Below are 23566 nucleotides of genomic sequence, written 5' to 3' on the forward strand. Positions count from 1 at the left end.
ATCGCCGGGCAGACCAACCTGCTGGCGCTCAACGCGGCCATCGAGGCCGCCCGCGCCGGCGAGCAGGGCCGCGGCTTCGCGGTCGTCGCCGAGCAGGTCCGCAAGCTCGCCGAGGAGTCCCAGGACGCCGCGGGCTCGATCGCCGACCTGGTGCAGGAGATCCAGGGCGACACCCAGCGCACCAGCGCGACGATCGACCGGGCGAACGAGCAGATCGCCGTCTGCACGAGCACCTCGGCGCAGAGCACGGATGCCTTCGGGCGGATCACGGGCTCGGTCGCCGACGTCCACGGGCGCATCGAGCAGATCGCGATCGTCATGGACCAGATCACGACGAGCGCCGACCGCGTCCGCGACGACATCGCGGAGGTCGCGGCGATCGCCGAGGAGTCCTCGGCGTCGTCCGAGCAGGTCTCCGCGTCGACGGAGGAGACGAGCGCCTCGACGGAGCAGGTCGCCGCGTCGGCCCAGGAGCTCGCGCGCACGGCGGAGGAGCTCTCGGCCCTCTGCACGCGGTTCACCCTCGCGGTGGCCTGAGCGGCGGACCCACGATCACCCGCCCCCGGCGACCTGCCGGGAACGGGGACACCAGGACGAGAGGCTCCCGACTGCGTCGGGGGCCTCTCGTCGTTCCCGGACCCCTCCGGGACGGCGCCCCTGCCCGGGCACGACCGACGCCAGGACGGCGGCGGTCGGTGACCCGCGCAGGGGCGGTCAACCCCTGGCTCCCTCATCTTCGGCCGCCGGACGCCCTCGGATCCCGATCTGGACGGATGCACTAGGCCGATCGGGCGAGACGGTCCCACGCGGGCCCCGCGTGGGTCCGTCGGACGAGCCCGGGTCGGCGCCCCGCCCGGTCGTGCTTCCGGCCCCCGGGGCGGGCCCGGACCGGCCGTCCCCCCCGCGCGGCCCGACCCCGGCCGGGGGCCGCGACCCCGCGGCCCGTTCGTCCGTCGCGCTCAGGTGCCCGGCCCCCGGGCCGAACACCACGGGCAGCAGGGAAGCCATCCGCGCGCCCGCGCCAGGACCCATGACCCGCACACCGCACCGCACCACCCGGAGCACCCGCACCGCCGCCCCGGCGGCACCCGCCCTCATAGCGGCCGACCTCGCCCCTCAAGAAGGGGCGCGCTCGGCCGACGAACGGGACGAGCTCTGCGGCCGCTTCGTCCTCGCCGGCGCTCGCTGACCACGAAAGACCCACCGATGACCGACTCCCTCTCCATCCACTCCGCCGGCACCGCGCCCGACGGGCCGTCGACCACCCAGCTCGTGGTGCTGCGCCTCGGGCCCGAGGAGTACGCGCTGCCGATCGCGTGCGTGCAGGAGATCATCTTCTTCACGCCGCCCCGGCCCGTCTCGTCGGACGTCCCGTGGGTCAGCGGCGTCATCGCCCTCCGCGGCAAGATCCTCCCCGTCTTCGACCTCGCGATGCGCCTCGGCGTCTCCCGCGGGCCCGACGCCGACCACGACGCGCGGATCGTCATCGTGGAGAGCGGTGGCGAGCAGATCGGCATCGTCGTCGACGACGCCACCGAGGTCCTCACGGTCGAGGACCACGACCTCGAGCCCATGCCCGCCGGCGCGGACCACGACCTGCTGCGCGCGATCACGAAGGTCGACGACCGCCTGATCGTCATCCTCGACGTGGCGCCGCTGTCCCCGGGCAACGTCCCGATGGGCGCCGTCGCCGGCGACGTCCCGGCCGCCGCCCCGGTCGCCCCCGCGCCGCAGCCGGTGTCGGTGGCGTGAGCACCCGCGCCCCCTCCTCCCGGCCGGCCGTGCGCCGGCCGCGCGTGGTCGTCGCCGACGACTCGCGCCTGATGCGGCGGATCCTCGTCCGCGCCCTCGAGGAGGGCGGCATCGAGGTCGTCGGCGAGGCCGCCGACGGCGACGAGGCGCTGGCGCTCTGCGCCTCGCAGCGCCCCGACGCGATGACGCTGGACCTGCACATGCCCGGCACGGACGGCCTCGCCGTCCTGCGGGCGCTCGGCGACGGCCCCGGTGGCCGTCCGCGCGTGCCCTCCGTCGTCGTCTCCGCGTTCTCGCCGGCCCACGGCGCCCGTGCCGTCGACGCCCTCGCCGAGGGCGCGTTCGACCTGGCCGCCAAGCCGGCCGTCGGCGAGTCCGTCGCGGCGTTCTCCGAGGCGCTGTGCCAGAAGCTGCACGCCGCCGCGTCCACCCGCACCCGGCTCGCGCCGGCCCCGGTCGCGGTCCCGCGGCCCCGGGCCGCCCGCGTCGCCCCGGTGGCGCCCGCCGCCCCGGCCGCCCCGCGCGCCGTGCGCCGGCCGGCCGCCGGACCCTCCCTCGTCCTCATCGCCTGCTCCACCGGCGGCCCGAAGGCGCTGGCCGAGCTCATGCCCGGCCTGCCCTCGCCGCTCGGCGCCGGCGTCCTCATCGTGCAGCACATGCCGCCGGGCTTCACCGGCTCGCTCGCGGCGCGCCTGGACAACGCCTCCCCGCTGTCGATCCGCGAGGCCGTGGCCGGTGACACCGTCGCCCCCGGCACCGCGCTCGTGGCCCCGGGCGGCAGCCACCTGCGCCTGTCGGATCCCCGCAACCTGGGGCTCTCCGACGAGGCGGCCATCGGCGGGCTCCGCCCCCGAGCCGACCTCACCATCCTCGACGCGGCGCGCCTCTGGGGCCCCAAGCTCCTGCTCGTCGTCCTGACCGGCATGGGCCGCGACGGCCTGGACGGTGCCCGCGAGGTGCGCAAGCACGGCGGTCGCATCCTGGTCGAGGCCGAGGAGACCTGCACGATCTACGGCATGCCTCGTGCCGTCGCCGAGGCCGGGTTGGCCGACGGCGTCATTCCACTCAACAAGATGGCCGAAGCCATCGTGGCGGAGGCCAACGCATGAGCACCACCCTTCCGACCCCGCGCCGTCAAAGCACGACGGGCGACGTCTACGAGTCCTTCTGCGAAGGCATCCGCAGCCTGACCGGGATCGACCTCAGCCAGTACAAGCGCGCCCAGATGGAGCGTCGCATCAAGACGTTCGCCGAGCGTCGTGGCACGCCGGACCTGATGGCCTACCTCGCCGAGCTCAAGGGCTCGCCCGAGGAGCGCGAGGCGTTCCTGGACCGCGTGACGATCAACGTCTCCCAGCTCTGGCGCAACCCCGAGCAGTGGGCCGTCATCGCCGACAAGATCCTGCCCGAGCTCGCCGAGAACGGTCGCATCCGCGCCTGGAGCGCCGGCTGCTCGTACGGCGCCGAGGCCTACACGCTCGCTGCGCTCTGCGCGCGGCAGGCGGAGAAGACCCCGCGCCTGCGCGCCGAGATCGCCGGCACCGACATCGACCCGCGCATGGTCGACAAGGCCCGCGAGGGCCGGTTCAGCGCCGCCGACGCCCGGGACGCGAAGCGCCCGGACCTCGAGAAGGCGTTCATCCGCGAGGCCGACGGTGGCTGGCTCGCCAAGCCCGAGCTCAAGAAGATGACGCGGTTCTCCGCCGGCGACCTGCTGCGCATGCGGACCCAGAAGGACGCCTACGACCTCGTCCTCTGCCGCAACACGGTCATCTACTTCAACGAGGAGGTCCGCGACGCCCTGCACGCCCGCCTCGTCGAGTGCGTGCGACCCGGCGGCTACCTCGTCATCGGCTCCACCGAGCGCGTCGCGAACGCCGCGAGCCTCGGCCTGAAGAGCACGCACCCCTTCACCTACCGCAAGAACGAGGCCTAGGCATGGACCTGTCCGAATACCTGCCGTTGTTCCTCGCCGAGGCGACGGAGCACCTGCAGGAGCTGAACCTCGCCGTCGTGCGCCTCGAGGAGGCGCCGGGCGATCAGGCCACGCTCGACGCGATCTTCCGCATCGCGCACTCCTTCAAGGGCTCCAGCGCCACCATGGGGTTCCAGGGCATCGCCGCCCTGACGCACCGCATGGAGGACGTCCTCGAGCTGCTGCGCGGTCGTCCCGGCGGCCTCGGTCGCGAGGCGATCGACGTGCTGCTGGCGTGCCTCGACGCCCTGTCCGACGCGGTCGGCGCGATCGAGGAGAACGGCTCCGAGACTCTCGATCCGAGCGCGATCATCGCTCGCCTCGACGCGCTCGTCGCCGCCGACGGCACCGCGGAGGCCGCGGCCGCCGCGGTCGCTCCGGCCGCCGCCAAGCCCGACGCCGCCGGTCCCGCCCCCGTCGTCCCCACGCACCCCGAGGTCCTCGCGGCGCTCGAGGCCGGCACCCGCGTCGTGTCCGTCGAGGTCGAGCTGGACGACGAGGCCGTGATGCCCGCCGTCCGCGCCTACCAGGTGATCGCCGCCCTCGGCGACCACGGCCAGGTGCTCGACTCGTCCCCCACGAACGACGAGATCGACACCTTCACGGGCCAGGTCATCGTCGCGTGGCTCGCCACGGAGCACGAGGACGCCCTCGTGGTGTCCAAGGCCGAGCGCGTCTCCGACGTCCGCCGCGCCACCGTGCGCCAGGCGTCCGCCCGCGCCGCGCAGCCCGTCGCCGCCCCGGTCGCCGACGTCGTCGTCCCGGCCGCCCCGCCGGCCCCCGCGACGCCGGCCCCGGCCGCACCGGCCGCGCCGGCCGCCGGTGGCAAGAACCACCGCGCCGCGGCGAGCGTCCGCGTCGACGCGGACCGCCTCGACATGCTCATGCACACCATGGGCGAGCTCGTGGTGCACCGCACGGCGCTCGAGGCGCTCGTCACGGGCTCCTCCATGCCGGGCCTGGCCCAGGCCGTGCAGGACGTCACGCGCTCCTCGCAGGCCCTGCAGGCCATGGTCATGCAGGTCCGGATGATCGCCGTCGAGGCCGTCTTCCTGCGCTTCCCGCGCGTCGTCCGCGACCTCTCCTCGCGCCTCGACAAGAAGGTCGAGCTCAAGCTCGTCGGCCAGGACACGGAGCTGGACCGCACCGTCGTGGACGCCCTCGGCGACCCGATGGCCCACCTCGTGCGCAACTCGCTCGACCACGGCCTCGAGGGCCCGGACGAGCGGACCGCGGCCGGCAAGGAGCCGACGGGCATCCTCGAGATCTCGGCGCGCCACTCCGGCGCGAACGTGCTCATCACCGTCTCCGACGACGGCCGCGGCATCGACGCGGCCCGCGTCGCCCAGCGCGCCGCGGAGCGCGGCCTGATCTCGCCCGACGCGGTCGCGTCGATCGACATGGCCGCCGCCGTCGAGCTGCTCTTCGCCCCCGGGTTCTCCACCGCGGAGACCACGAGCGACATCTCGGGTCGCGGCATCGGCATGGACGCCGTCCGCACGACGATCCGCGAGCTCGGTGGCGAGGTCACGATGCAGTCGGAGCTCGGCAAGGGCACGACGTCGATCATCCGGATGCCGCTGACCCTCGCGATCATGCCGGCGCTCGTCGTCGGCGTGGACGACGACCCGGCCGGCTCGCGCTACGCGATCCCGATCGACCGCATCGAGCGGATCGTCGACCTGCGGGACGTCACCGTGCGCTCCATCGCAGGCCGCGACATGCTCCTGCTGCCGGAGGGCACCCTGCCCCTCTCGCGTGGGTCCATGGCGTTCGGTGAGGGCGGCGACGCCCGCCCGGCCCACGCCGTGATCGTCCGCGGCGCGGATCGTCGCGTCGCCGTCGGGGTCACCCGTCTGCACGGCCAGCGCGAGCTGGTCACCCGGCCCCTGCCGCCGGACCTCAACACCACGGCCGCCGTTTCCGGCGCCGCCGTCCTCGCCGAGGGCGGCATCGCCCTCATCGCCGACTGCGACGCACTGGCCGAGGCCGGGGCGCCCGTGACCGGCCAGTTCCACGACCAGGAGATCGGGATTCCCGCATGAGCACCTACACAGACCTGCAGCTCGACGCGCTGCGCGAGATGGCCAACATCGGCTCCGGCAACGCCGGGACCGCCCTGAGCTCCATGCTCGGTAAGAGCGTCGACCTGTCCGTTCCACACGTCTCGGCGCTGCCGCTGGCCGACGCCGTCGACGCCCTGGGCGACCCGGAGTCGATGGTCACCGCCGGCGTCCTGCCGATCTTCGGCGACATGGACGGCGTCGTCCTGCTGCTGTTCACGCAGGAGGCGGCCGACACGCTCTGCACGCTCCTGGGCGTCCCGCCCGGAAGCGAGTACGGCGCGTCCGCCCTGTGCGAGATCGGCAACATCCTCGGCTCGAGCTACGTCCAGGCGATCGGCTCCATGGTCGACCTGCACATGGAGCCGCGTCCGCCCGAGGTCGTCGTCGACCAGCTCGGCGCCGTCGTCTCCAGCGTGCTGGCGCACGTCGCCGGCGACCAGGACGTGGCGCTCGTGATGGACACGAACCTCGAGGTCGAGCAGGAGGCCTGCGCCCTCTCCTTCCTGCTGGTCCCCGAGGGCGACGGTGTCAACGAGCTGCTCTCACGGCTGGGCCTTCCGACGTGATCTCCACCGAGACCATGGTGCGGATGGGCGAGCTCGCCGTCTCGACGGGGTCGGGCGACGTCCTGACCTCGATCGGGCTGGGCTCGTGCATCGGCCTGGTGCTCGTGGACCGTGCGAAGGGCGTCGTGGGCCTGGCCCACGTCATGCTGCCTGAGCGGCCGGCGTCCGTCGCCCCGCAGCCCGGCAAGTTCGCCGACACGGCCGTGCCCGCGCTCATCGACGCCGTGGTGGCGAAGGGTGCGCGGCGCGTCCGCCTCGAGGCGTTCATGGTCGGCGGGGCGCAGATGTTCACGTTCGGCGGTGGCTCGATGGACGTCGGAGCCCGCAACGCGGCGGCCGTCAAGGCCGGCCTCGCTGCAGCCCGGCTGCCCGTCCGTGCCGCCGAGACCGGTGGTGACCGCGGGCGGACCGTCCGCGTCTACGCCGAGGACTGCCGCGTGACCGTCAAGGCCGCCGGCGGCCCCGAGACCCCCCTCCTGAGCGCTCCCAGCGCCGGGCGGATGGCGGCCTGATGGCCTCCCCCGCCCCCGCTCCCGCGACGATCGCCGTCCCCGGCGACGTCGGCCCGCGGAGCACCAACTCTTCCCTACGCGCCGTTGGATTGCGGCGCACTTCGTTCAATACCCCTACACCAAGGATGGTGATGACTCATGGCCCGCGTGCTCGTGGTCGATGATGCGCTCTTCATGCGCAAGATGGTGTCCGACACCCTGGCCAAGGGCGGGCATGAGGTGATCGGTGAAGCGGCGAACGGCGCGGAGGCGGTCGAGCAGTTCAAGACGCTCAACCCCGACCTCTGCACGCTCGACATCACGATGCCGGAGAAGGACGGACTCGAAGCCCTGCGCGACATCATGGTGATCGACCCGGCCGCCCGGGTCATCATGTGCTCCGCGCTCGGCCAGGACGCGAAGGTGATCGAGTCCATCAAGGCCGGCGCCCGCGACTTCGTCGTGAAGCCGTTCAAGGCCGAGCGTGTGCTCGAGGCCGTGGAAAAGGCGCTCGCCGCCTGATCGCGCCTCAGGTAGCGCGGTATGCCACGTGACCCGACGGTCCGGCGATTCTCGCCGGGCCGTCGCGGCGTGGTGGCATCCCGCGGCCACGGCGGGAGGTTCCGCCGGGACCCCGGGTGACGGGCACGTCACCCGGGTGCGGTCGGCGGCACGCCGGCCGGATCGGGTCGGCGGGCACGCCGGCCGGATCCGGATGGCGACACGCCGGCCGCGGCCGGCCCGAGGGACGATGAGCGCCCCCGCCGCAGCGGGGGCGCTCATCGTCGTGCCCGCACACGCGCTCGGGCTCGTGCCGGGGGACGCCGCGGCGGACGGCGTCGCCGCGGCCCGATCCGCTTACCCCCGCGGCGGCCACCAGCCCATGATCATCGACGACCACAGCGCGCCGTCCGGGCGGCGCCAGTGGTCGCGCAGGATGCCCTCGACCACGAAGCCCCGCGACACGTAGAGCGCGATCGCGCCCCCGTTGTGCGGCCAGACCTGGAGCTCGACCTTGTGGACGTCGGGGTCCGTCGCGGCGTGGTCGAGCAGGCCGTCGAGGAGCAGGCCTCCCCCGCCCCGCCGGCGCCAGTCCGCGGCGATCGACATGCCCACGCCGTGGGCGCCTCGCACGTGCTCGCGGGTCAGGCTCGCGAGGCCGACGACGTCGCCCCCGCCGCGCAGGACGAGGACGTGCGTCCCGGGGTCGGCGACGGTCGCCGCGAAGCGCTCCTCGAGCGCCGCGACGTCCGTGCCGGCGGGCGTGCCGATCCACCGGCCCTCGTCGGCGACACCCCGCATCACGCGGGCGATGCCCGGCACGTCGTCGGGGGTGGCGACCTCGACGGTCAGCTCCTCGGCCATGGCCGAGGTTCTAGCAACCGGCTCGTGCGTCGGTCCGCTGCCCGCCGCGGGACGACCGGAGGACGCGGGCAGGCGGGAGGGCGGCGGTGCCGATCACCACAGGGAGTCCTCCAGGGGCACCAGCTCGCCGTCGACCTCGACCCAGACGAGGGTGCCGTCGGGGGCCACGCTGACGCTCCCGCACGCCAGCGAGCGGTGGAGGCGGGGCAGCAGCGACCCGGGGAACGTCCGCGCCGGCCGGGGGCGCCACACCGTCGCCGTGACGTCGATGCAGTCGGGGGCGTACAGGTTGGCCCGCACCTCGACCTCGGCGTCCAGCCCCCCGACGTCGTGCCGCACGAGGCCGTGTCCGCGGTCGCGCAGTGCGGCGTACCCCTCCGTGACGAGCTCGTCCACGCGGGCCTCCGCCCACGCCTCGAGCGCCGACGTCGAGGACACGTCGTCGTCGGAGTCCCAGCCCGGCGCGGGGACGCGCCGCGGGGGTCCGCCGGCGCTCATCGTCCCGGTCCGTCGCACCGCGCGGCGTCGGGCCCCGCGGCCCGTCGGGGCGATGGCGCCGCGTGCCACGCGTGGACCCGGTGGGCGACCGCGGAGCGCCGCGGATCCGCCGGATCCGTCGAGAGCCCCATCTCGCTGCGCTCGATCTCGAGCAGGCGGCTCGCGACGTCGGCCACGGACGCGCCGGCGCGCAGCAGGCCCACGAGCCCGAGCAGGTAGGGGTCGTACTCGTCGGCGGCCGCCGGGTCCCCGGCCACCCCGATCGGATCCCACGACCGCATCAGGACGTCGCGGAGCTCGGCCTCGGCTCCCCCGCGCCACCACGCGGCGAACAGCAGGGGGTCGACGGGTGCGGCGGGATGCACGGGCCCAGGGTACGACCCGCGCCCCCACCGCACGAGCGCCCCGGACGGCCGTCGGGGGCGCTGCCCGTCGACGCGGGCACCGGGAACGACGAAGGCCGCCGGCCCCCGAAGGGGCCGACGGCCGGTCGTCTCCTGCCGCCGTTCCCCGAAGGGCCGGCCGGCTCCGCGCCCGCCGTTCCCCGAGAGGCCGGCGGCCGTACGCCTGCGGCGGCCCCGCGGGGCCGCCGGTCGGTCAGCGCCGGCGTCCCATCGGGACGACGGACTCGTCCAGGCCGACGGCGCGCAGGGCGTCGACCAGGAGGCCGCTCTTCCACTGCGCGATGCGCTGGCGGACGTCGATCGGACGCTCGACGATCGAGAGCTTCTCGCCCGACGTCAGGGTGACGATCGTGTCGGGGCGAGCCTCCACGGACTGGATGAGGTCCGGATTGAGGAGGAAGGGGCCGGACTCGCGTCCGAGGCGGTGCAACTCGATCATCGACGTCTTCTATCTCACGCGGTGGCTGATCAGCGCTTCATGTTGACGACGTCCTGCAGCATCTCGTCAGCAGCCGAGATGACACGGGAGTTCGCCTGGAAGCCGCGCTGTGCCGAGATCATCGTGGTGAACTCGGACGCCAGGTCCACGTTGGACATCTCGAGGGCGCCGGCGAACACGGTGCCGTTGCCGTTGACCGCGGCGGTGCCGAGGTTGGCGGCACCGGAGTTGGCGCTGGCCTGCCACGCGGAACCGCCGGCGCGCTCGAGGCCCGCCTGGTTGTTGAAGCGGGCGACGGCGAGGTAGCCCGCGACCTGACGGGTGCCCTTCGTCGGGCTGCCCGCGGCGTTGTCGATGAAGGACACGGCGCCGTTCGCGGCGATCGTGACGTCGGACGCGCCGTCGGGCACGGTGATGTAGCTCGGGGCGCCCGTCGTGTCCGGGCCGCCGGCGGCGGCGGCGGGGTAGCCGAGGACGTACTTGCCCTCGGCCGTCGTCAGCTGACCGGTCGTCGTGGTGTTGAAGTTGCCGGCCCGGGTGTACTGGAAGGTCTCCGGGTTCGGCGCGCCGCCGCCCGGGGTGCCCTGGCCGATCGTGAACCAGCCCTCGCCCTGGAGGGCGACGTCGAGCGGGTTGCCGGTCATCTGCGTGGAGCTCGCGCCGACGAGGTTGTCGACGGACGCGACCTTCACGCCCAGGCCGACCTGCACGCCGTTGGTGCCGGCCGTCTGGGCCGTGGCGCCGGACGCGCCGCGGACCTGCTGCGAGAGCGAGTCGGAGAACGTGGTGCGCGAGGCCTTGTAGCCGACGGTGTTGACGTTGGCCAGGTTGTTGGCCGTGACGTCGAGCATCGTCTGGTGGGCCTTGAGGCCGGAGATGGCGCTGTACATGCCGCGGATCATCTGACTACTCCGTAACGGTGGTGGGGGTGCCGGAACCGGAGTCCGGTGCGGCAGTGGACGGGGAGGGTGTGGAGGCGACGGGGCCGCCGTGGACGATGGAGACGGCGCCGGGCTGCACGCCCTTCGCACCGCCGATCGTGAGGGTCGCGGCGCCCTTGTCGAAGACGACGGCGTCGACGACGCCGGTCTTCGTGACGCCCTTGTCGTCGACGTACGAGACGGTCTTGCCGGTCAGCGCGAGCGCCTGTGAGGTCGCCTGCGCCGACAGCTGGGCCGCCGAGATGTCGCCGAGGTTCGTGATCTGCTCGAGCGTCGTGAACTGGGCCATCTGGGCGAGGAAGGCGGTGTCGTCCACCGGCTTCATCGGGTCCTGGCGCTTCAGCTGCGTCGTCATGAGCTTGAGGAAGGCGTCCTTGCCGAGCGCGTTCTTGGGGGCCGTGGCCCCGCTCGCGGTGCTCGAGGAGGTGCCGGACGCGGCCGAGGTGCCGGCAGCGCCGCTCGCGGCGGTGAACGCCCCGGGCGCGGTGGTCGTGGAGGGAATGGTGGTCATGGGTCCTCGTGGTCAGGCCAGCACGTCCACGAGCGCGCCGTCGGGCAGCGCCAGGGTGGTGGCGGTCGTGGTTGAGGGCAAGGTGGTGGCGTCGTCGCCGGTCTCGACGTCGACGCGGGTGCGGGAGGCGCCGCCGGTCCGGCCGTCGGAGCCGGGCGCCTGGCCGTCGCGACCGGCGGCGTCGCCGCCGCGGGCGTCGGCCGTCGTCGCGTCCGAGATCTCGAGGCGCAGCACGGTGACGCCCTGGCTCTCGAGCTGCCGGCGCAGGCCTTCGGCGGCGTGCGTGAGCGCACGGGCCGCCTCGGCACCGTCGGCCGACAGGCGGACGTCGAGGCCCTGCGCGGTCTGGCGCAGGTGCACGTCGACGCCCCCGAGGGCCTCGGGCTTGAGGTGCAGGCGTGCGGTGCTCGCACCGCGGCTGACGAGCAGGTCGAGCGCGACCGAGACGGTCGACACGACGCGGCCGGCGACCGTGTCGCCGGCGCCCGGCATGGCTGGGGCCACCGGGGCGACGGTCGGCAGGACCGGAGCGGGCGACGCGGCACCCGGGCTCGCGGGCACCGCGGCCGGGGCGGCGGCGGAAGCGGCGGCCGGGGTCGGCGCGGCCGGGGACGTGCCCTCGGCCGCGAGGCCGCGGGCGCCCACGGCGACCGGGGCGCCGGCGGGCACGGGCGCGCCGGCGACGGCCGTCGGCAGCGGCGCGGCCTGCGGGTCCCGCGGGGCGCCGTCGGAGCGGCCGCCCTGTGCGGCGCCGCCCTGCGCGCCGCCACCCTGGGCGTCGTCCGCGCCGGGGACGGCGGCGGTCGGCGCGCCGGGCACGGCGGGCTGGTCGGGATCGGTGGGCGTCGTCGTGGCCGCGGCCGGCGCGGCGGGGACCGAGGGATCCCCGGTCGCGGCGGCGGGCAGGCCCGGGGTGAGCGGGACTCCGGCGGAGCCGACGGGTCGCGTGTCCGTCTGGCCGACGGTCGAGTCCGCGACGACGAGGGGTGCGACCGGGACGGTGGCGACGGGCATGGCCGGAGCGGCCGGTGCGGGCAGGGTGCCCGGCGCGGGCGGCACGAGCGCCGTGGCCGCGCCGCCGGGCGTGGTGAGCGCGGAGGGCGAGACGGGCAGGCCGGCACCGGCCGGCATCGCGCCGACGGGGAGCGCGTCGGCGGGCAGCGCGGCGGCGGGGACGACGGGCGTCGCGACGCCGGGCACCGGGGTCGTCCCGGCGGGGCTCGCGGCGGCCGCGGCGCCGTCGACGGTCTGCGCGGCCGTCGCGGTGGCGGCGGTCGTCCCGTCGGCGTTCGCGGCGGCCTGGTCGGCGCGGTTGGTCGCCGCCTGGTCGGCGCGGTTCGACGCGGCCTGGTCGGCGCGGCTCGCCGCGGCGCGGCCACCACGGCTCGCCGCGGCGTCGGCCCGTGAGGCGTCGCCCCGCGAGCCGGAGCGCAGGTCGTTGGGGTTGCGGCCGTCGTCGCGACCGGCGGACGAGCCGTCCGCCGTGCCACGGCCGTCGGTGCCGGGCCGGGCGGCCTGCGGGCGCGGGCCGTCGGAGATGGCGCCGCCGAGGAGCGAGGCGAAGTCGGACGCGGGCGCGTCCGAGGACCGGCCGCCGCGCGGCGTGGACGCCTGTGGGGCCGGGGCGGGGGCGCTCGCGGCGCGGGTCAGAGCGCTCACGCGGCGGACCCGGTCGAGCCGAGAATGGTCTTCACGTAGTGCTGCGTCTCTGCGTAGGGGGGAACGCCGCCGTGCCGCTGGACGGCGCCGGGACCGGCGTTGTAGGCGGCGAGCGCCTTCGTGTAGTCGCCGCCGAAGGTGTCGAGCTGCTGGCGCAGGTACTTCGCGCCGCCCTCGAGCGCCTGGGCGGGGTCGAAGGGATCCGAGACGCCGAGGCCCTTGGCCGTGGCGGGCATGAGCTGCGTGAGCCCCTGGGCGCCCGCGTGGCTGCCGGCCTTCGGGTTGAACCCCGACTCCTGGCGCACGAGGTTCTCGAAGACCTGGGGATCGATGCCGTGGCGCTGCGCCGCGGCCTGGATCATCGGGCCGTACTGGCCCGGGTCGGAGCCGCCCGTGGGCACGCCGGCGGGCCCCGGGAACTTGATCGAGCCCGTCGCGGAGCTCGCGGAGGCCGGGGCGGTCGACCGCGTGGTCGCCTGTGCGTCGGCGAGGGTGGAGGCGAAGCTGCCGTCCTGCCCCGTGCCGCCGCTCGACGCGGTGGCCGCTGCGGGCGCCGCGGCGGGCGCGGCGGGGACGGGGCGTCCGATCGCGCTCTGCATGAGCGCCTGGATCTCGGCCATGCGGCTCTGGACCGCCTCGACGCTCATGCGCTCCTCCGGCGGTGCATGCCGAGGGCGATCTCGTCGAGCGACTCCTGCTCCTGGCGGGCCATGACGGCCATGTGCTCGGCGCGGCGACGGACCTGCAGGCGCTCGAGGACCTCGCGCTCGCGGGCGGCGTCCGAGAGCAGGCCGCGACGGGCGTCGGTCTCGGTCCGGCGGCGGTCGTGCTCGAGCATGGTGGCCTCGTGCTCGCCGGCGGTGCGGGCGATCCACGCCTCCTGGGCGCGGAGCTGGTCGCCGGTCAGCGGGGCGCCGGCGGAGAAGCGCTCGGCCATCCCGCGGATCGCGGAGTCGGTCAGGCCGCGGGCGGCCTCGACCTGGTCGCGGGCGGCGTTCTCGACGACCATGGCGGCGGCGAGGGCGGACTGCGCTTCGGTCTCACGACGCTCGGAGAGCGCACGGACCGGCTCGAGGCGGAAGCGGAAGGCGGACGGCACGTGCGGGTGATCGGCCCCACACCCGACCCGTGCAGGGCGGGTGGACGTTCGTCCGATGCTTCGTTGCGAAACCCGCCCGCAGGACGGGCGGGTGCGCGCACCCGGAGCGGCGTGGGACCGGACCCGCACGGAGCTCAGTGCGCCTTCCGGCTGACGGAGGCGATGGTCTCGCGCGTGCCGTCGAGCGCGTCGCCGAGGGACTGCGCGAGGCCGCCGAGCTGCTCCGCGGTGCGGGCGACCTGCTCCGACACGCTCGTGAGGTCGCGCGCGGACTGGGAGACGACGTCCACGCCCTCGGCGATCTCGCCGAGCGCCCCTGCGGTGGTGTTCACGGCACCGTCGAGCGCCCCGAACCCGTCGCGGGCGGCCGTGGCCTTCTGCTCGACGTCGGCGACGCCCTCGCTCGTGGCGACGACGGCCGCGCGGACGGCCTCGATGGCCGAGAGCGAGTTCGTGTTGAGCTCGGAGATGTCCGTGAGCGACTCGCGGGTGCGGCCCGCCAGCTTGCGAACCTCGTCGGCGACGACCGCGAAGCCGCGGCCCTGCTCGCCGGCGCGGGCGGCCTCGATGGCGGCGTTCAGCGCGAGCAGGTTCGTCTGCTCGGCGATCTCGCGGATCCCGTCGACCACGGTGGTGATCTCGGCGGAGCGCTCCGCGAGCGCGGCGAGGTGGGTGGCCGTCTCGTCGACGGACTCGCGCATGCGGGCGACCGCCTCCTGCGTGTCGAGCATGAGCTGGCGGCCGTCGGCGGCCAGGCCGACGCCGTCGCCCATCAGCGCGGTCGCGCCCGTGGTGCCCTCGGCGATCGTCGTCGACGTGCCGGAGAGCTCGGAGGCCGAGGCGTGGGACTCCTGGGCAGCGGCGGCGAGCGACTCGGAGACGGACGCGATCTCGCGCTGCTGGGCGGCGACCTCGTCGGCCTGCGATTCGAGCTGCGCGACGAGGTCGACGGTCTTGTCGCGCTCGTCGATGAACACCTGGGTGACCATCGAGACGTCGGCCGTCGAGATCTTGCGGTAGGCCATGAGCGCCTGCACCAGGGTCTCGGGCTCGTCGGCGTAGCGCGCGACGAGCCACGGGATCACGACCCGGTCGATGCGCAGCACCGCGCAGATGAAGGTCATGATCGGCAGGTCGATGCGGTCGTGGACCACGCCGATGCGCAGGACGTCGTCGAGGCGGGAGCGGTCGAACGTGCCGGTGAACTGCGACGCGAAGTAGCGGCGCAGCGTCTTGCCGAGCCGCTCGACGGAGCTGTGCCGCTCGATCAGGGCCTTGAGCTCGGGCTGCTCCAGGACGTGGTCGTAGAAGGACCGCTCGACCTCGTCGGCGAGCGCGACGATGTCGCCCGCCTCGGAGAGCAGCTCCAGGTCGCCCTCGTTGAGCAGGGCGAAGCGCATGAGCGCGTCCCAGCGCTCCTCGCCGAAGGCGACGACGGCGCCGGTGGTGTCGACGCGGACCGGCTCGGGGGGCGCCGGCGGAGCGGCGGTACGGGCGGTGGTGGTGCGGGTGAACATGGTGCTCCTCCCCCGGTCGGGGGCTCGGGACTCCCGGGTCGGTGCGGGGTCGGGCCCGCGGGGAGATCTGGTTCGAGGCGCGTGTCCCGCGCCTCCCCGGTAGTCGGCCCGAGCGGCCGTGCGTTGGGCCGTAGTTCTCCGTGGTCCCGCGGCTGTGGAGCTCCGAGGTCCGGCCGACCACGGGGCCCGGCGGATGGATCCTGGGGCCCGGGCCCCAGGGTCACTCAGGCCGGACCGGCCTGGGGCTCGGCGGCCGGGGCACCCGTGGCGGCGTCGGCGAGCGCCTTGAGCGCCACGTCGGCCTCCTCGTACGTCGAGCGCTCGTCCGGCGCCTGGCGCAGGAACGCCTCGATGCCGTCGCGGGCGGCGATCGCCGCGTCCGTCCGAGGGTCGGTGCCCGCCTGGTACGCGCCGATCGCGATGAGGTCCTCGCGGTCCTTGAAGTCGGCCATCAGGCTCCGGACCGTCGAGGCGGCGGCCCGTTCCTGGGGCCCCGTGATCTCGCCGACCAGGCGCGAGACGCTCTGGAGGACGTCGATGGCCGGATAGTGGTTGCGGTGCGCGAGTTCGCGCGAGAGCACGACGTGGCCGTCGAGGATCGACCGGACGGCGTCCGCGATCGGCTCGTTCATGTCGTCGCCGTCGACGAGCACGGTGTAGAGGCCCGTGATGGAGCCCGACGGCGCGGTGCCGGAGCGCTCGAGCAGCTTCGGCAGGGCCGCGAACACGCTCGGCGTGTAGCCGCGGGTCGCGGGCGGCTCGCCGATGGCCAGGCCGACCTCGCGCTGCGCCATCGCGAAGCGGGTGACGGAGTCCATCATCAGGACGACGTTCTTGCCCTGGTCGCGGAAGTGCTCGGCGATCGCCGTGGCGGTGTAGGCGGCGCGGATGCGCACGAGCGCCGGCTGGTCCGACGTGGCGCAGACGACGATGGAGCGCCCCAGGGCGCTGCCGAGGTCGCGCTCGACGAACTCCCGCACCTCGCGGCCACGCTCGCCGACGAGGGCGATGACGTTGACGTCGGCCGTCGTGGAGCGGGCGATCATGCCCAGCAGGGACGACTTGCCCACGCCGGAACCGGCGAAGATGCCGAGGCGCTGGCCGACGCCGCACGGGATCAGGGCGTCCATGGCGCGGACGCCCAGGCCGACGCGGTCGACGATGCGCGGGCGCGAGAGCGGGTCCGGCGGCGGGGCGACGGTCGCGCGCGGGGTGCCGCTCGGGGCGGCGAAGCCGTCGAGCGGGGCGCCGAGACCGTCGAGGACGCGGCCGAGCAGGTCGTCGCCCACGGGAACGCGGAAGGGGTGGCCGGTGCCGGAGACCGTGGTGCCCGGGCCGACGCCGCCGAGCTCGCCGAGCGGCATCAGCAGCGTGCGGCCGGAGCGGAAGCCCACGACCTCGGCGGGCACGGGGTCGCGCGTGCGGCCCGCGTGGATGTGGCAGAGCTCGCCGACCTCGGCGCGCAGACCCGTCGCCTCGACGACGAGGCCGATGACGTCGACGACGCGGCCGTTGCGGACCCCGAGGTCGGACTCGCGCAGGTTCGCCGCGCGGTCGGCCAGGCGGCTGCCGGAGTGCTCGAGGATGCTCACGCCGGGACCTCGCGCAGCAGCTCGCCGGCCCGCTCGAGCTTCGCCTCGAGGCGGACGTCGATCTCGCCCTCGCTCGTGCGCAGGAGCGCGCCGCCGCGGGCGACGCGGCGCTCGGCCTGCACCTCGCAGTGCTCCACGCCGCCGAGCTCGGCGACGACGGCGCCGATGCCTGCGCGGACGAGCGGGACGTCGTCGGGGTGCACGAGGATCGTCAGGCGGCTGCGCTCGACGATGCCGCGGAGCGTGCCGGTGATGACGTCCAGCACCCGCTCGGGGCGCTCGGCGACGGCACCGGCGACGACCTTCTCGGCCACCGCCATGGCGAGCTCGACGGCCTCGCGCTCCAGCGACGCCGCGAGGCGGTCACCCTGGATGACGGCCTCCTGCAGCGCCTCGGCCAGCGCGCGGCCGGCGGGTGCCAGGTTCTGCTGGGCGTCCTCGAAGCCCTGCGCGAGGCCGGCGGCGTAGCCCTCGGCCCGCGCCTCCTCGCGGATGCGCTCGGCCTCGGCCTTGGCCGCGTTGATCTCGTCCGACAGCTTGCGGACGGTCGGGCGGACGATCGGCTGCAGCGGCTCGAACGCGAACTCGGCGCCGAGCGACGTGGGCGAGCCGTGCATCAGACCACGTCCCCGCCGTCGCCGCGACCGATGACGAGCTGTCCGGACTCCTCGAGCTTGCGGACCGCAGCGACAATCCGGCCCTGGGACTCCTCGACGACGCGCTTGAGCTGGGGCGGCTGGAACTCCATCTCCTCGCGGATGTTCTGCGCACCGCGGGAGGAGAGGTTGGAGAGCAGGCGCTCCTGGACGCTCGTGTCGACGCCACGGAGGGCGAGGGCGAGGTCGCGCTGGTCGACGTCGCGCAGGACCATCTGGATCGAGCGGTCGTCGAGGCCGGCAAGGTCCTCGAACACGAACAGCAGGCGGCGGACCTCTTCCGCGATGGCGGCGTCGGACTCCGCCAGCGCGTCGAGCACGTTGCGCTCGGTCGGCCGGTCGGTGTGGTTGAGGATGTCGGCCAGCGACTGCACGCCGCCGGCGGCCTGCGGGTCGGCGGAGACGACGTTGGCGAGCTTGCCGCGGACGACCGCCTCGATCCGCTTGACGACCTCGGGGTTGGTCTCGTTCATCGTGGCGACGCGCAAGGCGATGTCCGCCTGCTCGTCCGGGTCGAGGATCGAGAGCACCTGGGCCGCGAGGCGGGTGTGGAGGTTGGCGATGACCAGCGCGCGGGTCTGGGGCGACTCGGCGCGGAGGAAGGCGACGACCTGCTCCGGCGGCGTGCGCCGCAGGAACTCGAAGGGCCGCTTCTCGATGACGGACGCGAGGCGCCCGATGATCTCGTCGGCGCGGTCCGAGCCGAGCGAGCGCTCGAGCACGTCGCGGGCGAAGTCGACGCCGCCCTCGGCGAAGGACTGCATCGCGACGGCCATCGCGTCGGCCTCCTCGAAGACGCCCTCGACGTGGTCGGCGGGGACCTGGCCGAGCTTGGCCATCTCGAGGGACAGCGTCTCGATCTCCTCGTCGCGCAGGTGGCGGAAGACGTCGGCGGCGCGGTCGGCGCCGAGCGAGACGAGGAGGATCGCGGCCTTGCGGCGGCCGGCGATCGTCAGCGGCGGGCGGGGCGGCGGCTCCTGCAGGCCGACGGGCTGGCCGTCGACGAGCTCGAAGTCGTCGAATCCGGGGGTGGTGTTCGTGGCGACGGCCATGATTAGTCCTCCGACATCCAGTGACGGACTTGCGATGCGACCTTGGCGGGATCCCGCTCCGCCAGGTCTTCCATGCGGCGGCGGGCCGGGGCCTCGATCACCGCGTGCGGCTGCACGGGCTGCTGGGCCGCCTGGGCGGCGAGGCGGGCCGCGGCCGCCTGACGCTCGGCCTCCAGGTCGCGCAGGGAGCGCGGGGACTGGATCTCGGTCAGCCACACCGGCGAGGCGAGCGACTCCTGCTCCTTCTTGCGCAGGTGGCGCGCGATCAGGATGAAGAAGACGAGCAGGCCGAGGGCGAGGACCGCCCACTTGAGGTTGGCCAGCAGGCCGGTGGGGATGGACGGGCCGGCCTCGGGCGCCGGGGCCTTGGCGAAGGCCATCTGCGAGACGGTCAGCTGGTCGCCGCGCTCGCGGTCGATGCCGGCCGCGGCGGCGATGGCGTTGCGGATCGCCGGGATCTGCGCGGCGGGGACCTCGTCCGAGACGAGGACGGCGACGCTCTGCTTCTCGACGCCGCCGGCGGCGACCATCGTCTTCGTGACGGTCTTGTCCACGCCGTACTCGCGGTCGCCCGTGGTCTTCTGGTAGTTCGAGTTGCCGCCGCCGTTGCCGCCGGCCGCGGCGTAGCCGGGCACGTTGCCCGCGGTGCCGGCCGTGCCGCCCGCGGCGCCTGCGGTGCCGCGCATCCGCTCGTTGTCCGTCTTCTCCTTGAGGGCGACGGAGTTCTTGCCGTAACGGAGCTGCTCCTGCTGGGCCTGGTTCGCGTCGATGTCGGCGGACACCCGCACGCGGGCCTTGTCGGCGCCGACGGTCTGGGCCAGGACGCTCGTGAGGCTGGCCTCGAGCGTGCGCTGGTACTTCTGCGCGGCGGTCTGCTTGGCCAGCGCGGCGCCACCGGCGCCCGCGGCGTCGTCGCCGTTCCCCTGCGGCCAGAGGAGGCGGCCGGCGCCGTCGGTGATGGTGACCTTGGAGGGCTTGAGCGACTTGACGCTCGAGGCGACGAGGCTGGCGATGCCCTTCACCGCGGCGGGCTCCGGATCGCCGGCGCCCGTGAGCAGCACGGCGGCCGTGGCCTCCGGGGCGTCGTCGGAGAGCAGCGCGTCGTTCTCCGTGGGGAGCACGAGCTGGACCGAGGCGCCCTGGACGCCGTCGATCTCGCCGATGGTGCGGGCGAGCTCGCCCTCCATGGCCCGCTGGTAGGTGACCTGCTGCTGCATCTGCGACGAGCCCATCTTCTGGGTGTCGAAGAGCTCGAAGCCGGGCTGCACCGCTCCCCCGGCCACGCCGCCGCTCTCGGCGAGCGCGATCCGGGCCGGACCGACGTCGGCCTTCTCGACGGCGAGCGCCGTGCCGTTGTTCTGCAGCTCGTACGCCACGCCCTTCTCGTCGAGGGCGGCCGTCATCTTGCCGGTGTCGGCCGGGTCGAGGCCCGACACGATCGTGGTGTAGCCCGGCGACGACGCGAAGCTGAACATCATGTAGCCGACGACGAGCACGGCGAGGATCGCCCCGCCGACGGCGAGCCGCCCGCGGGCGGTCATATTGGCCAGGACCTTGGGGAGCGGCACGGGCTAGATCTGGGTGTGGAGGATGTCGGACAGGGCTTCGACGCCCTTCGTGCGCAGCGTGGAGGCCATCTGCATCGCGAGCTTGGCCTTCTCGACGCCCATGACGACGGCCTCGGGGCTCGTCGCCGTGCCGGCGGCCAGGTCGGCGGCGCCCTTGGCGGCCTCCGTCTGGGTGGCCTCGAGGCCACCGATGGCCTTCGACAGCGCGCCGCCGAAGTTCGTCGCGCCCTCGGCTCCGCTGACCGCCGGGGCGGCCTGCTGGAGGGGCGCGATGCCGCCGATGGCGGCCTCGGAGCCGAGCACCATGCTCGGGTCGATCGGAAGGATCATCGGAGGAGGTCCAGGGTGCGGGTGAACATCTGCTTGGCGCTCTGCATCGCCGTCACGTTGGCCTCGTAGGCGCGGGACGCGGCGATCAGGTCGACCATCTCGGTGACGGAGTCGACGGCCGGCATGGCGACGTAGCCGTCGTCGTTGGCGTCGGGGTGGCCCGGGTCGAAGACCAGGCGCGGCGGGGCCTCGTGGGCCACGATCCCGGAGACCTCGACGCCCGCGGGCGCCATGCCGCCGCGGTCCATGGCGCCGGCGAGCACGTTGCCGAAGCGCGGTGCCGCGTCGGCGCTCTGGAGCACGACGGACTTGCGCTGGTACGGGCCGCCGTCGGCGGTGCGGGTGGTCTGCGCGTTGGCGAGGTTCTCCGCCGTCACGGTCATCTGGGTGCGGCTCGCGGTCAGCGCCGAGGCGGAGACGTCGAGCGAGCTCAGGATGTTGGTCATCAGCCCTGTCCGTTGATGGCGTTGATCAAGGTGGAGAGGCGGGCCTGGGCGACGGAGACCAGCGCCTGCTGGTCCAGTGCGTTCTTGGCCAGCTCGGCGGACTCGCGGTCCATGTCGACGCCGTTGCCGTCGGCGGAGATCACGCCGGGCTCGGTGGTGGCAGCGAAGCGCGCCTCCTGCGGCCGGCCCGTCTCCATCGCCTGCTGCAGCGCACCGTGGAAGTCCACGTCGCGGCGCTGGTAGCCGGGGGTGTTGACGTTCGCGAGGTTCCCCGCGAGCAGGTCGTGGCGCATGGAAGCGCCCTGGATGGCGCTGTTGAGCGCACTCTGGGTGGGGTCGATCAGGCTCACGTCAAGGGGTCCGTCTGTCGCTCGTCCATCCGTGGACTGCGGAACGTCCCCTCCGTGGGACGCCTCGATGATCGGCCCGTTCCGGCGCGACTTGAGGCCGTTTCGCATCGAGTTGCGAAACGGAGGGCCCAGAACGCGCTCCCGCCCCACCACGACGACGGGCCCCTGCGCATGCGCAGGGGCCCGTGGGACCGCGTGGGTGGTGGTGACGGAGCGGCCGCTAGGCGCGGTGCTCGGCGTGCATGCCGGAGGCGGCGACGGCGGCCGTACCGGCGCCGTAGCCGGACGCGGTGCGGCGGCCGGTGGCGGCACGGGCGAGCTCGCGGCCCACCTCGTCCCGCGCGCCGCGCAGCAGCACGCCGAGCTGGGCGTGCGCGGCCGCGGCGCGGGCCAGGGCGGGGCCGGCGTGGCCGGGAGGGGCGTCCGGCAGCTCCCGGGCGGCGGCGGACCAGTCGTCGAGCAGGCGGTCGAGCAGGTCGGCGTCGTTCGTGCCGGCGGCCATCAGGGCCCGCTCGGTGATCGCCGCCAGGAGCTCGTACCCCGCGATGTCGACGGCGACGGTCACGACTGGATCGCGGCGAACGCGCCCCGCAGCTCGGCGGCCTGGGCGACGACCTGCAGCAGCTTCGCCGGATCCTGCTCGAGGCGGGCGGCGTCGAGGTGCCGGCGCCAGAAGGAGTAGATGGCGTCGAGCCGCGGCGAGACGTCGCCCCCGCGCTCGTGGTCGAGCGTGACCTGCAGCTCGGAGATGATGGCCTCGGCGCGCTGCATCCGCGCGGACGCGGTCGACGGGTCGCCGTCGCGCATGGCGATGGAGGCCTGCCGGAGGAAGCGGCCGATGCCGTCGTAGAGGGCGACGACGAGGCCGGCCGGCGAAGCGGTCAGCACGGCGTTGTCGCGGTAGGCGTTGGGGGCGGCGTAAGTGCTCACGGTCTGGTGATCGGTCGGGGTCAGCGGGCCTTGAGGCCATCGAGCTGGCCGGAGAGCCAGGAGCGCTGATCGTTGAACTTGGAGATCGTCGCCTCGAGGCGGGAGAACTGCGCCTTCAGCGCCGCCTCCTTGGCCGTCAGGCGGGCGTCGAAGTCGTCCATGCGCCGACCGAGGTCGGCGATCGTCTTGTCGGACGCCGAGATCCGCTCCGTCAGGGATCCGCTCGCGCCCGTGTAGGTGCCGATGGTCGAGGCGAGCGTCTTCAGGACGCCGTCGGTGGCGCCGAGGACGCCGCGGACGGCGGCGGGGTCGGAGGTGACCGCGGCGCTGAGCACGTCGGCGTCGAACTTGAGCTTGCCCGCGATCGCGTCGGCGGAGTACGTCGCCGTGCCGGAGGCCTTGCCCGTGGAGATCCCGAGCTTCTCGAGGGGCAGCGTCGAGACGCCGCCCGTCACCGAGATCATCGCGCTGCGCAGCTGGTTCTGCATGGCGGTGAGCGTCGAGTCACCGCCGAGCTGGCCCTTCGACGAGGCGCTCACGGCGGTGAGCTTGCGCAGCAGGTCGTTCGACGCGTTGTACGCGTCGACGAACGCCTTGGCGGCGTCGCCGACGCCCTTCGTGTCCGCGCCCGGCGCGCCCACGTTGACGGTGGTGCCGACGCTGTCGAGGCCGCGGAGCTGCAGCTTGACGCCGGGAATAGCGCCCTCGAGCACGTTGGTCGCCGAGGTGTGGACCTGGCCGTCGATGCGCACGGAGGCGTCCAGGCCGGCCTTGAGCGCCTCGCCGGACAGGACGTCGGCGGCGGTGGCGGTGAAGCCGCTGGCCGCGCCGGTGGCCCGGCTGGCGAAGGAGAGCCGCTCGACGCCGTCGACGGTCGTGACGGACGCGACGACGTGCAGGGCCGGGTTGCCGTTGATGCGAGCCACCAGGTCGGAGGCCTTCTCGTCCGCCTTCATCGCGATGGAGTCGCTCCACCCGGTGCCGGCGAGCTCGATGGTGCCGTCCGCGGTCGGCGGCGTGTAGGCGTAGCTGGCCTGGGCGGAGCGCGCGAGGCGGTCGACCTGCAGGGAGTAGCCGCCCGTCGGCGCGCCGGAGACGAGCGTCGCCGTCGCGGTCGCGGCGTTGCCGATCTCAACGCTCTGCTTGTTCCCGAACAGCGTCGGGTCCGAGAGCGCCTGAGCCGCGGTCTGGAGCTTCTTGAGCTGATCGGCGACGCCCTGGAGCGCCGTCTTCATCGACTGCTCGCTCGTCCGCTGCGTCACGACGCGCGTGCGCGGCTGGCGCTCGAGGCTCATCAGGTTCGCGATCAGCTCGTCCGTCGGGAGGCCGGTCGCGAGGCCGCTGAGGTTGATGGCCATG

General features: G+C 74.4%; 29 protein-coding genes. 9 read left to right on the top strand and 20 right to left on the bottom strand.

Annotation, left to right across the window (positions count from 1 at the left end):
• From F593_RS24845 to F593_RS0112330, 9 genes are all read left to right on the top strand, one after another.
• The coding region (locus F593_RS24845) for a methyl-accepting chemotaxis protein (protein WP_245540799.1) at window positions 1–537 on the top strand (537 nt) is incomplete at its 5' end.
• Window positions 538–1030: 493 nt separating this feature from the next.
• Window positions 1031–1189 (top strand): hypothetical protein, encoded by a 159-nt coding sequence (locus F593_RS29905; protein WP_157251776.1) that lies wholly within the window; start codon window positions 1031–1033, stop codon window positions 1187–1189.
• A gap of 17 nt (window positions 1190–1206) precedes the next feature.
• The gene (locus F593_RS24850) at window positions 1207–1752 is read left to right on the top strand and encodes a chemotaxis protein CheW (protein WP_022929056.1); all 546 of its coding nucleotides are present in this window, start codon (window positions 1207–1209) and stop codon (window positions 1750–1752) included.
• Window positions 1749–2861 carry a chemotaxis-specific protein-glutamate methyltransferase CheB gene (gene cheB / locus F593_RS0112305; protein WP_022929057.1) on the top strand — a complete coding sequence of 371 codons (1113 nt, stop codon included), beginning with the start codon at window positions 1749–1751 and terminating at the stop codon, window positions 2859–2861. Before F593_RS24850 ends, cheB begins: the two co-directional genes overlap by 4 nt.
• Window positions 2858–3688, top strand: coding sequence for a CheR family methyltransferase (locus F593_RS24855; RefSeq protein WP_022929058.1), 831 nt, complete (start codon window positions 2858–2860; stop codon window positions 3686–3688). Before cheB ends, F593_RS24855 begins: the two co-directional genes overlap by 4 nt.
• Window positions 3689–3690: 2 nt before the next feature.
• Window positions 3691–5772: a chemotaxis protein CheA gene (locus F593_RS0112315; protein WP_022929059.1), complete on the top strand. Its 2082-nt coding sequence runs from the start codon at window positions 3691–3693 to the stop codon at window positions 5770–5772.
• A complete protein-coding gene (locus F593_RS24860; protein ID WP_022929060.1) occupies window positions 5769–6359 on the top strand; it encodes a chemotaxis protein CheC in 591 nt (196 codons plus the stop codon). The genes F593_RS0112315 and F593_RS24860 overlap by 4 nt, the downstream gene beginning before the upstream one ends.
• Window positions 6356–6871, top strand: a complete 516-nt coding sequence (locus F593_RS24865; protein ID WP_157251778.1) for a chemotaxis protein CheD — start codon at window positions 6356–6358, stop codon at window positions 6869–6871. The genes F593_RS24860 and F593_RS24865 overlap by 4 nt, the downstream gene beginning before the upstream one ends.
• A gap of 138 nt (window positions 6872–7009) precedes the next feature.
• Entirely contained in the window at window positions 7010–7372 is a 363-nt protein-coding gene (locus tag F593_RS0112330; protein ID WP_022929062.1) for a response regulator, read from the top strand.
• 336 nt (window positions 7373–7708) lie between these two features.
• Here the strand turns inward: F593_RS0112330 and F593_RS28335 are convergent, their stop codons facing one another.
• From F593_RS28335 to fliD, 20 genes are all read right to left on the bottom strand, one after another.
• On the bottom strand, window positions 7709–8215 hold the full coding sequence (locus F593_RS28335; protein WP_022929063.1) for a GNAT family N-acetyltransferase: 507 nt from the start codon (window positions 8213–8215) through the stop codon (window positions 7709–7711).
• 93 nt (window positions 8216–8308) lie between these two features.
• Complete coding sequence (locus F593_RS0112340; RefSeq protein ID WP_022929064.1) at window positions 8309–8713, bottom strand: hypothetical protein; 405 nt, start codon at window positions 8711–8713, stop codon at window positions 8309–8311.
• A complete protein-coding gene (locus F593_RS28340; RefSeq protein ID WP_022929065.1) occupies window positions 8710–9078 on the bottom strand; it encodes a hypothetical protein in 369 nt (122 codons plus the stop codon). The genes F593_RS0112340 and F593_RS28340 overlap by 4 nt, the downstream gene beginning before the upstream one ends.
• 232 nt (window positions 9079–9310) lie before the next feature.
• Window positions 9311–9556, bottom strand: a complete 246-nt coding sequence (locus F593_RS24880; protein ID WP_022929066.1) for a flagellar FlbD family protein — start codon at window positions 9554–9556, stop codon at window positions 9311–9313.
• Window positions 9557–9585: 29 nt separating this feature from the next.
• Entirely contained in the window at window positions 9586–10446 is an 861-nt protein-coding gene (locus F593_RS0112355) for a flagellar hook-basal body complex protein (protein WP_051160521.1), read from the bottom strand.
• A gap of 16 nt (window positions 10447–10462) precedes the next feature.
• On the bottom strand, window positions 10463–11008 hold the full coding sequence (locus F593_RS30590) for a flagellar hook capping FlgD N-terminal domain-containing protein (protein WP_022929068.1): 546 nt from the start codon (window positions 11006–11008) through the stop codon (window positions 10463–10465).
• A gap of 12 nt (window positions 11009–11020) precedes the next feature.
• Window positions 11021–12667, bottom strand: coding sequence for a flagellar hook-length control protein FliK (locus F593_RS0112365; protein WP_022929069.1), 1647 nt, complete (start codon window positions 12665–12667; stop codon window positions 11021–11023).
• Window positions 12664–13314 carry a lytic transglycosylase domain-containing protein gene (locus F593_RS0112370; protein WP_022929070.1) on the bottom strand — a complete coding sequence of 217 codons (651 nt, stop codon included), beginning with the start codon at window positions 13312–13314 and terminating at the stop codon, window positions 12664–12666. The genes F593_RS0112365 and F593_RS0112370 overlap by 4 nt, the downstream gene beginning before the upstream one ends.
• Complete coding sequence (gene fliJ, locus F593_RS0112375; RefSeq protein ID WP_022929071.1) at window positions 13311–13766, bottom strand: flagellar export protein FliJ; 456 nt, start codon at window positions 13764–13766, stop codon at window positions 13311–13313. The genes F593_RS0112370 and fliJ overlap by 4 nt, the downstream gene beginning before the upstream one ends.
• A gap of 134 nt (window positions 13767–13900) precedes the next feature.
• Window positions 13901–15283 (bottom strand): globin-coupled sensor protein, encoded by a 1383-nt coding sequence (locus F593_RS0112380; RefSeq protein WP_022929072.1) that lies wholly within the window; start codon window positions 15281–15283, stop codon window positions 13901–13903.
• 224 nt (window positions 15284–15507) lie between these two features.
• The gene (locus F593_RS24890; RefSeq protein WP_051160534.1) at window positions 15508–16845 is read right to left on the bottom strand and encodes a FliI/YscN family ATPase; all 1338 of its coding nucleotides are present in this window, start codon (window positions 16843–16845) and stop codon (window positions 15508–15510) included.
• Between the two features lie 26 nt (window positions 16846–16871).
• Window positions 16872–17492, bottom strand: a complete 621-nt coding sequence (locus tag F593_RS0112390; protein WP_022929074.1) for a FliH/SctL family protein — start codon at window positions 17490–17492, stop codon at window positions 16872–16874.
• The gene (fliG, locus tag F593_RS0112395) at window positions 17492–18583 is read right to left on the bottom strand and encodes a flagellar motor switch protein FliG (RefSeq protein ID WP_022929075.1); all 1092 of its coding nucleotides are present in this window, start codon (window positions 18581–18583) and stop codon (window positions 17492–17494) included. Before fliG ends, F593_RS0112390 begins: the two co-directional genes overlap by 1 nt.
• A 2-nt stretch (window positions 18584–18585) precedes the next feature.
• On the bottom strand, window positions 18586–20151 hold the full coding sequence (gene fliF / locus F593_RS0112400; RefSeq protein WP_157251780.1) for a flagellar basal-body MS-ring/collar protein FliF: 1566 nt from the start codon (window positions 20149–20151) through the stop codon (window positions 18586–18588).
• Between the two features lie 3 nt (window positions 20152–20154).
• Complete coding sequence (gene fliE / locus F593_RS0112405; protein ID WP_022929077.1) at window positions 20155–20481, bottom strand: flagellar hook-basal body complex protein FliE; 327 nt, start codon at window positions 20479–20481, stop codon at window positions 20155–20157.
• Window positions 20478–20927 carry a flagellar basal body rod protein FlgC gene (gene flgC / locus F593_RS0112410; protein WP_022929078.1) on the bottom strand — a complete coding sequence of 150 codons (450 nt, stop codon included), beginning with the start codon at window positions 20925–20927 and terminating at the stop codon, window positions 20478–20480. The genes fliE and flgC overlap by 4 nt, the downstream gene beginning before the upstream one ends.
• Window positions 20927–21277 (bottom strand): flagellar basal body rod protein FlgB, encoded by a 351-nt coding sequence (locus F593_RS0112415; RefSeq protein ID WP_022929079.1) that lies wholly within the window; start codon window positions 21275–21277, stop codon window positions 20927–20929. Before F593_RS0112415 ends, flgC begins: the two co-directional genes overlap by 1 nt.
• 220 nt (window positions 21278–21497) lie before the next feature.
• On the bottom strand, window positions 21498–21842 hold the full coding sequence (locus F593_RS0112420; protein ID WP_022929080.1) for a hypothetical protein: 345 nt from the start codon (window positions 21840–21842) through the stop codon (window positions 21498–21500).
• Window positions 21839–22207, bottom strand: coding sequence for a flagellar export chaperone FliS (fliS, locus tag F593_RS0112425; protein WP_022929081.1), 369 nt, complete (start codon window positions 22205–22207; stop codon window positions 21839–21841). Before fliS ends, F593_RS0112420 begins: the two co-directional genes overlap by 4 nt.
• 20 nt (window positions 22208–22227) lie before the next feature.
• Window positions 22228–23565, bottom strand: coding sequence for a flagellar filament capping protein FliD (gene fliD, locus F593_RS0112430; RefSeq protein WP_022929082.1), 1338 nt, complete (start codon window positions 23563–23565; stop codon window positions 22228–22230).
• Window position 23566 lies beyond the last annotated feature (1 nt).

Origin of the sequence: Patulibacter americanus DSM 16676, from assembly GCF_000420025.1 — a bacterium.
In the GTDB taxonomy this organism is placed as follows: Bacteria; Actinomycetota; Thermoleophilia; order Solirubrobacterales; family Solirubrobacteraceae; genus Patulibacter; species Patulibacter americanus.